Here is a 12,365-nt window from a genome sequence, read left to right as displayed (position 1 = left end):
ATGAAATATTCTAGAGGTATATGTCAAATTCTTAATTTTACATTGAAGTGCATTACTAGAATTCAAAAAAAAAAGCGATACCAGATTTAATTGAGAACTCTCTTGATTGATATCTTCTATGAAACTATCACTACTAAGCACTGTCAATAACAAAGCAATTTTTCTTTTCATTGATTCTAAGCAGATTCTGGTACTCCTTCTGCGTTTCTAAAGATGCAATATGCCGAAGCTGCTCAAACATTCCGACACACTTAATTATACATGATTCGTTATTAATCCTTACAGAAGTCTCCAAACTATCCATTATATATTTTATACTAAGCTCATATTTTCCTCTTCTTATATAATACAATGCTATTTCAGCCATAAAAAAAGTGTATCTGTCTTCGATAATTTGTCGATTATAACATTTAAGATTTCGCTGCTGATCTCTAAAATCTGATATTTCTGGCTCAAACCGCTGAAGAATATCATCCACATTAAAATCATAGTGGTTGGCTGCCTGAAGGATTTTGAACAGGCCTGGAAGAAATTCTTCTTTTCTATCTTCAATATAGGTCACATATTCCGGAAGCATTGCTGCATCACCTTTTAAAATTTTCAGCAAAAAAATATTAGCCTGCGCCCAACCCATACATTGATTCATGAGTTGCAAAGCTTCCTCCGTATCCTCACGAATCCAGCTCATGTCCATGTAAAGGTTGATATAATGCAATGCTCTATCATAATCTCCAAGCTCTCTGTAAACTACTGAACGTAACACATAAGAATATAAAATATATGAAAATAAGGGCATTGCAGGTTCCTTTTGTACCCCGTTTTTTCTGGCTCGCTCATTATTATAATTATATTGAATGGATGCTTTTTTGCCCAATTCCTTAGTCATTACCATTACCTTATCCCAATGCCTCAAAGCGCTATATGTATTCGCCAGAACCTTCAGTGCGTCAAGCTGATCAACTTCATCAAGCCGATTTACAAAGCCCTCAAACTGCACCGCTGCCCGCAAATTCACATCCTGATCGCCCCCTAGAGCAATCGTAAACAATCTGTATTGGCAAAAAGCCAGCCGCTCTGAATGCTGATACTTCTCACTCTCCGCCACACTCCGGTATAACAACGCTGCAGCTTCATATTTCCCTTGTGCAAAGAAATCTTCTGCTGTATCAAACAACGGGTGTGTATAAGATAGGCTGTCCATCATGATTCCAATCACCCGGCTTATACATTCCAGCTTATCTAGTTCAGCACAGCGATATAGAAAAGGTCGAAGACGTCTCCAATTGGGATTGGAATGTATAAAACACTCCTCCACATACATATCGTAAAAGCAGCCTTCCTCTAATCCCATACCTTTTGTAATCCGATCTAATTGCTGCATGGCTATAGGACGATTCCCATTCATAATGTTGCTAATCGTGCCTGAATTTACTTTAGATACCTCTGCGAATTGATTAATTGTTATTCCATTCTTCTTGAGGTAGTCCGCCAGTTCTGCACGAATGGTCATCTGCTTCATGATCAAAGCCACCTTTCGCCATCATGATTCATATATAGATCAATAGTATTTAAATAATAATATGTCTAATTATTCCAGTGGTCAAATACTTTTTTTGACTCAATTGATTATACATTTATTCAATTAGTGATGTATAAAATACAAATTAGCCGAATGTAAAAAAACACCAGAACACAAGGTGTATTAGACCTTTTCTGGTGGCTTTTCTAATGCTACTTCTATCCATCGTTATTCAATACATGCATTTAAATTCAACTAAGAACTAGGTTTAATCATCATGTCCAGCTTATTTATATAAGGGCCGAGCGCTTCAATTAACTTCTCTTGGTTTTGTATCTCCTCTTTCGAAAGCCGATCCATATGAACACTTCCATCTGCATCAAATACCTTGGCATCATAGCTTTGCAACTCATTTATTAATTGTTCGATCTCCGCAAACTCTTCTTTAGTAAGCCTCTGTTCTGCTTTTTCCAGCAAGCCATCCCAGAAAGTATCACGATCAACGACAGCCGACTTTGCCTTAGGGATTTCCGTTTCATTCATTTTCTCAAAATAAGGTTTAAGCTCAACCTGTAAATCGTTATATGCCTTTTGATCCTTCGCACTTAACTGTTCCAGGTGAAAGACTCCTTCAGCATCGGCCATTTGCAGATTGTAAGCTCCCAATTCCTCTAGTAATGACATCAATTTTGTGAATTCCTCTTCGTTAAAACTTTGCTTCGCGCTCTGCAGTTTGGCTTCAAGCCTGTCATATTGTTGCTGGGTTACTCCAATCGTAGCAGCAGTTGCTTGTGAGCCATACAGGGTATCCGCCAAATAATTATATCCGGCATATGCTCCAGTAGGAATTAATAATGCAGCCGCCAAAATGCTTGCTACAAGCCATTTTTTCATTCGTCTTCCCCCTAACCTAGTCTCGGTCTGATTTAGTATTTGCTCCTTCAGTTCCGGTGGGGCACTTAGATTTCTCGCCTCTTCCTGCAGAACTGTCCGTAACTCTTCATTGAAATTCATGCAGGTCCTCCACCTTTCCCTTAAAAAGAGTATGATTTTCTGGCTTCTGACGAAGCTTATGCAGTGCAGCATGAATACGGGATTTCACCGTACCCAGAGGGATACCCAGTATCGCGGCACTTTCTTCCTGTGAATATTCATTTAAATAGTGCAGAATAATCACCTGCTTCAGCTTAAATGGAAGACGATCAACACTTGCTAGTAGACGGCGGTTAGCTAACCTGTCCACAACATCACTAGTGAAATCAGGTTCCATCCTTAGATCAGTCTGCTCTACTTTTTTGACCATTCGGAGATGCGTCCATCTCTTTCTTCGATAGGCATGAATTTGCCGCATAACCAGCCCCATAAGCCAAGGCCTAAAAGGACGATTGACGTCAAATTGCTCAAGCGACCGGTGCACCTGAATATAAATCTCCTGAACAACATCATCCACATCGGAGGTTTCGCGAACGAGAAAATGAACGGTCTGATACACATCCCGAATCGTTGCTTCATATAGTTCACTGTACGCTTCACGGCTGCCGGCTAGCGTAAGCGCAATGAGCTGAGAATATTCATTTGGATGTTTCATCCCTCTCAATCCCTCCTTCGGTCTTACACTATGTATTGGTAAATAGAAAATAAATCGTTCGATTTATTTTAAAAAAACAACCAGGCAGCGATTTTCCGGTTATTGGAGAATCGCTGCCTGGTGTTTTTACTCTGCAGCGGCTTATTGGAGTAGATGAAGTCGGCGGAAGCTGGTCTTCAGCTTTGCTTGAGCAGATTATGCGCAGGTGGAAGCTGATCTTCAGCTTTGCTTGAGCAGATTATGGGCGGTGGAAGCTGATCTTCAGCTTTTCACACCAGCTTTGGCCGGACCCTGCCGAAATCTATGAGATAACTGCATTCTGTACACTTATTCCGTATGCAAAAGGATTTACTCTGATTTTAAGTGTATTCTATACAATTAAAAAGCAGAGAAACTTCCTATAGTGGTGTAAATCGTGAAAATAAGTGTACGAAATACAGCTATTTTCATTGGAAAGATATTTCGCAGAAATATAGTTGTACAAAGTACAGCTATATCCTCCCAATCGTTGTTTGCATGTGCCCTCAATAAAACGAAAAAGGGGAGATCCATATGGATCATCCCCTTACCCGTATATACTCGAATAGTAACCGCCTATCTTTCTAAAAAATCAGTCAGCGGATAGACTCAGCAACTTTGATCAAATCATTCTTGTCCAAGCTAGCTGATGTTACACCGTATAACACTCCATTGGCTTCCCAATCCAACCCTTTTCCATTAACCAATACAGCATCAACTCCGTTAATCTTCACTTTTTCGATGGTGCCATCCGTCGACATCTCGTAAGCCGTTTCGGAATCAGCGTGCCGCTGCTGCATCGAGATGATCTCATCGGTAGCTTCATTAACAAAATATAAATTAATATATTTGCTATGGATCACATCACCATTGCTATCCTTATAAAACTCTGCACGATCAAAGGTATAACCCTCTGGTAAATACGCCGGTAAGCCCACATCAAAAATCGTATATTCGTTTAGCTTGCTAGAATCCCTCTCGATCAGCAATTCCGCTTTCTCTTGATCCCTCTCAGATTGCTTAACCAGTCTGCCGTCTTCAACTCCGACGATTTTTTCCCCGTCAGCATTGTAGATATCACCTGCCTTTTGAGCAGCATCGAGGGTCACAAGCGCATTTCCTTTACTATCAAAAATCTTCCCCTTAAAGTCATCCGGAATCACGTTGGAATCCGCAGAAAATTCTACTTCATGGGCTACAATATGGCCTAAGTTTATCGTTTGCAATACTTTCATTAACAGCTCCTGCGCAAATGACGGCTGCACAAAAGTTACACTTAATACGCTAACCACTAGCAAAGTTGCCAGCATAACAGCAGGACGTCTTAATCTATGTTTTGTATGCAATCCTTTCTCCTCCTTTTGGCCGGCATACTTTCTTCGTGCCTTATTCAGAATGGCTGTTTTGTCAGAGCCCTCGCTGAAATCTTGATGGGCCAGAACCCTGCCTAGCTCCAGCAGCTCCTTGTACTCCCCAGCACCCTTTAGATCATTTGCCGCTCCATATATACTTTCATCTAAATCTGCTGAGAACTTCTGCTGTATGTCTTTACTGTTCATAGCTGCTCCACGCTCCCTATTTCAGTCTTCAGCTTTTTCATAGTCCGGTAGAGTATCACACCGATATTGCTCTCCGAAATTCCCGTAACCTGGGCAATCTCTCTATTTCTCAGATTAGCACCAAATTTTAGAGCCACAATATTCCGCTCCTTTGAGCTCAATGTATTCAAGGCTTCGTTAAGCCTTCCACTACGTTCTCCCTGGAGGATCAAGCTTTCCGGATCTTTCCTGCTAGAAACCAGTTCCTTGACGGCATCCAGCGAAAAGAAAATTTTCCTTTTAAAACTCCGGTAATGATCATTGACCACGTTTCTGGCAATGGCGAATAACCATACCTCTAAAGGAGCTTTTTCCTGAGAATAGGTCGATAGTTTCGCCAACGTTTTCTCAAAAACGAGGCTTGTCAGATCCTCAGCCGTATGGAGAGAACTAACCCGGTAAGCGATGTAGTTAAATATTCTTTTATAGTAGGTTTCAAAAATCGTTGTGAACAAAACATCTATGTCAGCATTTTCCTGTATATTCTCTTTTACAAAAGGATGAAGCAATGCGCGCTCATGCATCAATCTAACTCTCCTTTCCCACCAAATTTTCACTTAGCTAAGTAAAATCATCAGTTAATACGATACATTTCCAATTTCATTACAAGATATAAAAAAAGAAGAGTTCCAGCGCCGCTAATTTCAGTCTTTCTAACCAAGCTACAGTAACCCGGAAACTTGACAAGCTTATTATAGCTTCTATATATTTTAGTAATTAAAGTAAATTGGAGCGAGGCAATGTTATGAGCATAAAGGAAGAGAAACAAAATGCTATCCATAAGGTCATGGAATCTATGGCAAATGTGCAGCAGAAATCCCAGTTTTTCATTGATATGATCACTAAAAAGGAAACCCTGACTCACAATCAGATCATGCTGCTGTTTCAACTCCGGCTTACCGGAAGCTTGAACATTACTGACATCTCTGAACGCTTCGTGGTTACACCCGGAGCCGCTTCTTCTATGTGCGATAAGCTTGAGGAAGCTGGACTTATTGAACGGGTGCGGACTAAAGAAGACCGCAGAGTTGTCAATATTGTCCTTACAGAACAAGGTGATCAGCGTATCCATACAATATTTGAAGCATTTCCTACCCCTGATCTGAATAAAATCTCCGGAACTTTAGAACAAATAAATAAATTGATGGAACAAATGATGCACTAACAGCCTTCATTTTGCTCCTTATCAGCTATACTATTTTCTATAAACACTGTCTGTCAGGAAACTGACGGCAGTGTTTATTTAGCTTTAACTCCCAAATTATTATATTGACTATATATTATAATAAATATATATTTTAATCATTAAAATATATTTCAAAGGACGGTACTGTAAATGTCCAATAATAACAATACTTATGAACGTACTGACATGATCGATCCACCCTTGAAGGTAAGAGGTTCGCAGTTTGTTCGAGAGAATATTAATACGGTCACGGTTGATGTGTTTGGCCACTTAAGTACCAAAGGGAGCGTCTCGACTTCTAAACTCAAAGTATCTGGTGACTGTACAATTGGGGGGAATTGTAAGGCCAATCAGGTAAACAATCTAGGGAGTCTGCGCGTTCAAAATATCCAAGCAGATAATCTCCGCTCTTCTGGATACATGTCCGTAGCAGAAAATGCTGCAGCTGGGACTTTTTATGCTGAAGGTGCCGTGAAGATAAACAGACTAACTGCAGATTCATCGATTGAGATCCGTTTAGGCAATAGAAGCACTGTCGAGGTTATGAGAGCTGGCGGTAACATTATCGTTAAACCCTCTTCCAAGTTGATTAATGCGCTGATGCACCCTTTTCGAAAACTTACCTGCACAACAATTGAAGGAACTAACATAACGTTATACCGGACGACAGCTGACCTTGTGTGCGGTGAAGAAATCATCGTCGGACCGGGTTGTACCATTGGGGAAATCCGCTATAGCAAAAGTCTTACGGTGGATCTTAAGTCGCAAGTTGACCGAACTGTATTTTTAAACCCATAAAGGAGAGTTTACATGAAAAAAAGCACTCATTTGTCAGGAGCCACTGTGCTCAAAAACATCGCCAAAGGAGCCATCATCTTATTCTGTGTACCAATCCTTAGTGTCTGGGCCGCGGGGAGTGTTGTCTGTGCAATCATTGCACCTATCGGTGGTGTACTAGGTATTGTTGGCATCCAAGGAATAGGACTAAATGCCTTTCCAGATTATGATTTACCGAACATTCTCAGCCTTCCAATCGGCCTCTGCCTCTCCTTACTTTTGTTCATTTCTTTCTATTACACTCGTCGTTTATTGCGTGGATGCCTGCATTTTATTAAAAACTAGCGAACTGTAACAAGCTTGTATTCTCTTTGTTAATAGAAAGTGACCTACAACGCGCTGTTTTATTCTATACTTAAGGGGACTGGACTTTATCCTGGAGGTAATTATGAATAAAATCATCGCTATCGGAGCTATCACGCTCTTTTTGGCCGGATGCGGAGCATCGGCAACCATAGATATGGATACAACAATGGCTATTAACCAAACACAAGCTACTTCAGCACCACTGAAACTAATCGTCGACGGCGAAGCCGTTCTTCCTACCCTCTCCCCTTTTTTCCTAGATGATAAGGTCTATGTACCTGCAAAAGTATTAATGGAATACTACACCTCAGAACAAAAATGGGATAATAACTTAAAGACCTTAACCATCTCTGACGGAAGCAGCAGTTATGTTCTGACGCCGGACAATGAGTATATGCAAGCTGACGGATATCAAACCTCACTTGAAGGACCAGCTATTCTACGAAACGGTATTTTATATATTCCAGCCGATTCCTTAAACTCTCTGTCTGGTGCCACTGCGCAGCTGAATGCAGCTGAAACTGAAGTATTAATAACATCAGGGGATGTTAGTACTACCGTCAGAACACCCAGCGAACCTCTTGCTATTGCTACAGAAAATGACCAAGTGAAGCTGTATGCTGCCCTTAAAGATGGCGGTACCTATGAGGGATTTGTTGTAGAGGTGAACGGTAACAAGCATACATTTGATTGGGAAGCACCCAGACTCCTAAGTTACCCTCCTGAGATTCATTATGCCGACGTCGATCAGGATGGGCAGGAAGAAATCGTTGTCATTCTGTGGCTCGGAACAGGTACGGGCATGTCCATGCAAGAGCTTCACGTGATTAAGCCTAACCAGTGGGAAGAAGTCACTGTCCCTTCTGCAGATAAAGCTGCCTCCGCATTGGTTACGTCAAAAATTTCTAATGAAAAAGGGGACGCCCTGATTCAAATTCAAGTTAAAGGCTCAACTCCATCCATGGTGACTTTGCGATATCCAGATCGTGCTGAGGATGGCAATCTAGGCGAAGAAGCCGGCATTGGTGCTGTTACTCACTACATAGTGGAAGAGGGCAAGCTGAAGGCGGAAACAAATGTTTATATTGGATTTCTGGAGAGTATTGGCACACTAACTTTTGCCTACAAACCGGGAAAAGATGGAATGGAACCCGACTCTATTCGCTTTGAGGTTCATGAGGAATTAGCTTCTTACGTGGAGGGTGAACAGTTATGATTGATGCCCATATACATTTAGAGCAATATGAACCTGAAGTTGCCGAACAGATACTGAGTGAACTGCCTGACATGGGAGTTAAAGCCCTTATCGCTGTCTCTATGAACTTGGACTCTTGTATACGCACCCAAAGACTTGCAGCCATAAATCCCGGCGTGGTCCGTCCAGCTTATGGCTTTCATCCAGAGCAACCCTTGCCGCAGGATGCTGAGCTGGCTGCTCTACTGAAATGGATCGAGAGTCAATCTAGTGAGGATTATATTGCTGTGGGGGAAATCGGGCTACCTTACTATTCGCGTGCTGAAGCCTTAGAACGTGGCGAAACCTTTGATATGGAGCCCTATATTGAGCTGCTGGATCAGTTGCTTGGGTTAGCTTCCCATCTCAATAAACCTGTGGTGCTGCATGCTGTCTATGAAGATGCGCTTATTGCTTGTGATCTCCTGGAGAAACATAACATACAGCATGCCCACTTCCACTGGTTCAAAGGTCCGGAAGAAGCCATTGCCCGCATGATGAAGAACGGCTACTATATCTCTTTCACCCCGGATATCCTGTATGAGCCAGAGATACAGGCGCTTGCCCGCCGTTATCCCCCAGAGCTAGTCATGGCTGAAACCGATGGTCCTTGGCCGTTCGAAGGACCTTTTGCAGGGAAAGTCACCCATCCGTCTATGATTCGTGAAGTCGCCGCTGCTTGGGGAGCGCTCCATGGTTACACTCCCGGTGAAGCGGAAGAGTTATTGACTGCGAATACTAAGCGATTTTATAGCTTGTAGATGCTCTATAGCTTGTTGATAGGTCTATTCTAGGAGTAGAGGAAAGTCAGGGCCTTAGCTAGCCTAGCCTAACGCCAGACCAACATTATGAATAAACACAACTTAGCTTGTGAATCCGTATTTTTCATAGTGGAAGTACTGGTCACAAGCCGACCTTACTTAATCCAGATCCCCTTACCAATTTTCGTTTGATTCGGTAATATTTTCGCGTACATATTTTTGCGTATGCATTTACGTGTACGTAGTTTACGTGTACTTATACATGCACGTATTTACACAAGCGTATTTACACGTACTTATACCTGTACGCATTTACACAAACGTATTTACACGTACTTATACCTGCACGTATTTTCACGAACGTATTTACACGTACTTATACCTGTACGCATTTACACAAACGTATTTACACGTACTTATACCTGTACGCATTTATGCGTGCTTATTTACCTGTACATAGTTACGTGTACGTAGTTTACGCGTACTTATTTATCTGTAGTATTTACGTGCACGTAGTTTACGCGCTTATTTACGTGTATCTATTTATCTGTACGCAATTACACGTGCATATTTACGCGTGTGAAGCCGCTATCGGACACCGCTGACCTTATATGCAGCAATTCCCCACTTTTGGGATGAGAACGGACCCCAGAGTCGCTATTGGTATAAAAAATACCCAATAAGGTGTTCTTTTTAAGGTATAACGACGCTGGAGTCCGAAACCATGCTCCAAAGGCTAATAATCTGTGAATAATGTCATCTGGGTCCGTAAGTCTCAGGTTGATGATGCTCGGGCCGCTTGTTGGCAGCCCCCAATAATCATAACCGCTCCACACCCACTAACGTTCCGCCTGCGAACTCCATTTTATAAATATCTGGCTTTGTGGTTTGAAGTAAAAAATTCAGATCATATTTGGCATCAAAATAGTTCATCATAAGCGTCATGACTGCCCCGTGAGTTCCAATAGCAACCTTTTGACCGCTGTGATTACTCAGAATTTCTGCCAGTACACTAACTGAACGCTTCTGACACGCATGAATGGATTCCCCACCAACTGGGACAAAATCCGGATCTTCAAACATTTTTGCCAGTAATGGATACAGTTCCTGATCAGTCATAATCGTACTTCCGTCCGAGAAATGGATCTCCCGCAGGTCTTCAACACTTTGAATCTCTGCTCCTAACTCCTGCGCCAATCCAGAAATCGTATGTATAGCCCGAAGGTATGGACTTGAATAGAAGACTTGAATTCCTTCCAGACGTAATTTTTCCGTTATCTTGCGGGCATCTGCCTCCCCCTTCGCGGTTAGTCCGCGAGTCCTTTCAGTTCCTCCGGGCAGTTTGGGCGACTCACCGTGCCTCACCATATAAATAAAAGTAGCCATCCTTTCCCTCCTTTACCTCTACAAATTCTAATGTTCTAACCAATCTCCTCTACACACTAAAAAAGCCCTTATGGACGAGAAACTGTCCTATCGGGCTAGGTAATATTGTAACTTATAACGTTTCGTGCAGCAGTTGCTTTAGATCACAAAGTAATAACTGATTGAGAGGTCACTTATTAAGGAGATACTTATTGAGAAGTCACTTATTGAGATATCACTTATTGAGAAATCGCTCACTGAGAAGTCACATATTAAGGCGACTATGACTAAGGAGACTATTAATTGCACTATATACAACTATTAAGCGGTAAAAGAGGCCTCCTGAGCAAATAAGTGTACTCTGTGCAACTAAAAATCATCTTTCCTAGACTAAAAGGGAGAAAATCAAATAATAACTGCACAAAGTACAACTAAATCCCAGTTCGATCGCTGAAAGAGAATTTAACTGCACATTCTGCAACTAAATGCTAGAAAGTCACGCTAGTTTCTCTCTCCCACTCAAACTTTCTAGTCCCGCAAGCGATCGGCTAGGAAGTCACGCTAGCTAGACTAGCGTGCTACCTGCTAGCTACCCTCCATCACCTCAACCGTCCTAGCCTTCTCCGCAGAGCTATCGCTCTTCTCTTTCTGCGCGGGCCACAGCACGCGCCCGAATGCGATGCCCAGCACACCAATCAGAGCGATTACGATGCCAAAATTCAAAAAGATACGGCTAGGCCCAGCAACCTGCACCATCACTCCGCCAAGGAGTGGCGCGCCAATCATAACTCCGCTAAGAATGGTACTCTGAATACCGAACACACGCCCTGTCATGTGCGGGGGTGTTTCTTTTTGCAGACAATAATTGAAGGTGATCATAAACATTCCATTCCCGAGACCCAATAAAAATCCTAGCAGCAATACAGTAAGGATGGAGACTCCCGGCTGAAGCAGGCCCAGCCCTCCGACCGATATACCAATAAGCGCGTAACCCGTACCCAGCTTCCAGCCGTAGCCTGTTCCCCTGTTCAATTTGTTCAGGACCATGATCATGAATACAGCCCCCACGCCTGTTGCCGCAACAAGCCAGCCCAGCATAGATTCCTCAGAAGGTGCAATAATTCTGAATAGACTAGTGAACTGGAAATCGATCATCTGAATGGCCAACGCACCAACTAAACCAAACAGCATGCTGTTTAGAAGCAGTCTGCTGCGCAGCATAAAGCTCCAGCCTTCCTTCCACATCGTGCGTAGAGCAACACGCTCCTCTTGATCACCTTTACCTTCTGAGCTGACTTGTCCTGCCTCACTGTTTTTAACGGTAAGTAAGAGCAAATAAGAGCAGCCTCTGAGACAAGCATTGATCAATATACACCACTGAGGCGTAAGAACAGACAACGCGAAGCCGCCCAGTAAAGGTCCTGCGATTTTCGAGCCTTGATTTACAAGCCCATTAAGCGAGGTAGCTTGGAGCAGCTGGTCTTCTCTAACCATACTACGGGTCATCGACTGCTGAGCAGGCACGTTTAACGTAGAAATGGCAGCACGCAACATCAATAACGGGAGCAACCACACCATACTGGGAGCAAATAATACGAATACGGTTAACAATGCCGTAAGCAGATCACACATTCGCATCAGCTTCAGCTTGTTCAGTCGGTCAGCCACTACCCCTGCGAACGAGCCCAGCAAAATCCCCGGCAAAGCTATGGAGACCGGAATCAAAGCCAGCATTAGCGGGCTGGCCTGCCAGCGGTACCCTACGAGTACCTGAATCGCCAAGGCGTCAAACCAATCCCCAAAGGTCGCTGTCGCAAATGCGCTGTACACACGCATATACACCTTGTTCTTAAGCAGGCTCGTGCCTGCTTGTGTTGAAGCATTCATTAAACATTCCTCCAAATTACAATTAAGAACTTATTAGCATGACCTTAATGTAATGGAGAATTGTCA

12 protein-coding genes are annotated in these 12,365 nt (G+C 42.7%); 5 read left to right on the top strand and 7 right to left on the bottom strand.

Annotated features, from left to right (window positions below; translation table 11 throughout):
* Positions 1-133 precede the first annotated feature (133 nt).
* The 5 genes from MHH89_RS27580 to MHH89_RS27560 form a co-directional block, all read right to left on the bottom strand.
* Positions 134-1,519 (bottom strand): helix-turn-helix domain-containing protein, encoded by a 1,386-nt coding sequence (locus tag MHH89_RS27580; protein ID WP_340395109.1) that lies wholly within the window; start codon positions 1,517-1,519, stop codon positions 134-136.
* Positions 1,520-1,774: 255 nt separating this feature from the next.
* Positions 1,775-2,533 carry a DUF3600 domain-containing protein gene (locus MHH89_RS27575; RefSeq protein WP_076129536.1) on the bottom strand — a complete coding sequence of 253 codons (759 nt, stop codon included), beginning with the start codon at positions 2,531-2,533 and terminating at the stop codon, positions 1,775-1,777.
* Positions 2,520-3,107, bottom strand: coding sequence for a sigma-70 family RNA polymerase sigma factor (locus MHH89_RS27570; protein WP_036686766.1), 588 nt, complete (start codon positions 3,105-3,107; stop codon positions 2,520-2,522). Before MHH89_RS27570 ends, MHH89_RS27575 begins: the two co-directional genes overlap by 14 nt.
* Before the next feature lie 614 nt (positions 3,108-3,721).
* Positions 3,722-4,684: a DUF4367 domain-containing protein gene (locus MHH89_RS27565; protein ID WP_341088603.1), complete on the bottom strand. Its 963-nt coding sequence runs from the start codon at positions 4,682-4,684 to the stop codon at positions 3,722-3,724.
* A complete protein-coding gene (locus tag MHH89_RS27560) occupies positions 4,681-5,247 on the bottom strand; it encodes a sigma-70 family RNA polymerase sigma factor (RefSeq protein ID WP_312150323.1) in 567 nt (188 codons plus the stop codon). Before MHH89_RS27560 ends, MHH89_RS27565 begins: the two co-directional genes overlap by 4 nt.
* 221 nt (positions 5,248-5,468) lie before the next feature.
* On the opposite strand from MHH89_RS27560, the gene MHH89_RS27555 reads away from it, so the two are divergent.
* The 5 genes from MHH89_RS27555 (at position 5,469) to MHH89_RS27535 (ending at position 9,047) form a co-directional block, all read left to right on the top strand.
* Positions 5,469-5,888, top strand: coding sequence for a MarR family winged helix-turn-helix transcriptional regulator (locus tag MHH89_RS27555; protein ID WP_076219269.1), 420 nt, complete (start codon positions 5,469-5,471; stop codon positions 5,886-5,888).
* Between the two features lie 171 nt (positions 5,889-6,059).
* Positions 6,060-6,707, top strand: a complete 648-nt coding sequence (locus MHH89_RS27550) for a hypothetical protein (protein ID WP_341088602.1) — start codon at positions 6,060-6,062, stop codon at positions 6,705-6,707.
* A gap of 12 nt (positions 6,708-6,719) precedes the next feature.
* The gene (locus tag MHH89_RS27545; protein WP_341088600.1) at positions 6,720-7,031 is read left to right on the top strand and encodes a hypothetical protein; all 312 of its coding nucleotides are present in this window, start codon (positions 6,720-6,722) and stop codon (positions 7,029-7,031) included.
* Positions 7,032-7,134: 103 nt separating this feature from the next.
* Positions 7,135-8,268 carry a copper amine oxidase N-terminal domain-containing protein gene (locus tag MHH89_RS27540; RefSeq protein ID WP_339189898.1) on the top strand — a complete coding sequence of 378 codons (1,134 nt, stop codon included), beginning with the start codon at positions 7,135-7,137 and terminating at the stop codon, positions 8,266-8,268.
* The gene (locus MHH89_RS27535; RefSeq protein WP_341088598.1) at positions 8,265-9,047 is read left to right on the top strand and encodes a TatD family hydrolase; all 783 of its coding nucleotides are present in this window, start codon (positions 8,265-8,267) and stop codon (positions 9,045-9,047) included. The genes MHH89_RS27540 and MHH89_RS27535 overlap by 4 nt, the downstream gene beginning before the upstream one ends.
* Positions 9,048-9,866: 819 nt before the next feature.
* Here MHH89_RS27535 and MHH89_RS27530 read toward each other — a convergent pair.
* Positions 9,867-10,433, bottom strand: a complete 567-nt coding sequence (locus MHH89_RS27530) for a histidine phosphatase family protein (protein ID WP_076221148.1) — start codon at positions 10,431-10,433, stop codon at positions 9,867-9,869.
* Between the two features lie 564 nt (positions 10,434-10,997).
* Positions 10,998-12,299, bottom strand: coding sequence for an MFS transporter (locus MHH89_RS27525; RefSeq protein ID WP_340977335.1), 1,302 nt, complete (start codon positions 12,297-12,299; stop codon positions 10,998-11,000).
* Positions 12,300-12,365 lie beyond the last annotated feature (66 nt).

The sequence above is a fragment of the Paenibacillus sp. FSL H7-0323 genome (assembly GCF_038002725.1).
Lineage (GTDB): Bacteria > Bacillota > Bacilli > Paenibacillales > Paenibacillaceae > Paenibacillus_AQ > Paenibacillus_AQ odorifer.
Note: the sequence above shows the minus strand (reverse complement) of the source record. Positions and strands in the feature narration are given on the sequence as shown.

Excerpts from the sequence above, each read along its gene's own strand:
- MHH89_RS27560 (WP_312150323.1), bottom strand. The coding sequence starts at position 5,247 with ATGCATGAGCGCGCATTGCTTCATCCTTTTGTAAAAGAGAATATACAG.
- MHH89_RS27535 (WP_341088598.1), top strand. The coding sequence starts at position 8,265 with ATGATTGATGCCCATATACATTTAGAGCAATATGAACCTGAAGTTGCC.
- MHH89_RS27540 (WP_339189898.1), top strand. The coding sequence starts at position 7,135 with ATGAATAAAATCATCGCTATCGGAGCTATCACGCTCTTTTTGGCCGGA.
- MHH89_RS27545 (WP_341088600.1), top strand. The coding sequence starts at position 6,720 with ATGAAAAAAAGCACTCATTTGTCAGGAGCCACTGTGCTCAAAAACATC.
- MHH89_RS27550 (WP_341088602.1), top strand. The coding sequence starts at position 6,060 with ATGTCCAATAATAACAATACTTATGAACGTACTGACATGATCGATCCA.
- MHH89_RS27575 (WP_076129536.1), bottom strand. The coding sequence starts at position 2,533 with ATGAATTTCAATGAAGAGTTACGGACAGTTCTGCAGGAAGAGGCGAGA.
- MHH89_RS27565 (WP_341088603.1), bottom strand. The coding sequence starts at position 4,684 with ATGAACAGTAAAGACATACAGCAGAAGTTCTCAGCAGATTTAGATGAA.
- MHH89_RS27525 (WP_340977335.1), bottom strand. The coding sequence starts at position 12,299 with ATGAATGCTTCAACACAAGCAGGCACGAGCCTGCTTAAGAACAAGGTG.
- MHH89_RS27580 (WP_340395109.1), bottom strand. The coding sequence starts at position 1,519 with ATGAAGCAGATGACCATTCGTGCAGAACTGGCGGACTACCTCAAGAAG.
- MHH89_RS27570 (WP_036686766.1), bottom strand. The coding sequence starts at position 3,107 with ATGAAACATCCAAATGAATATTCTCAGCTCATTGCGCTTACGCTAGCC.
- MHH89_RS27555 (WP_076219269.1), top strand. The coding sequence starts at position 5,469 with ATGAGCATAAAGGAAGAGAAACAAAATGCTATCCATAAGGTCATGGAA.
- MHH89_RS27530 (WP_076221148.1), bottom strand. The coding sequence starts at position 10,433 with ATGGCTACTTTTATTTATATGGTGAGGCACGGTGAGTCGCCCAAACTG.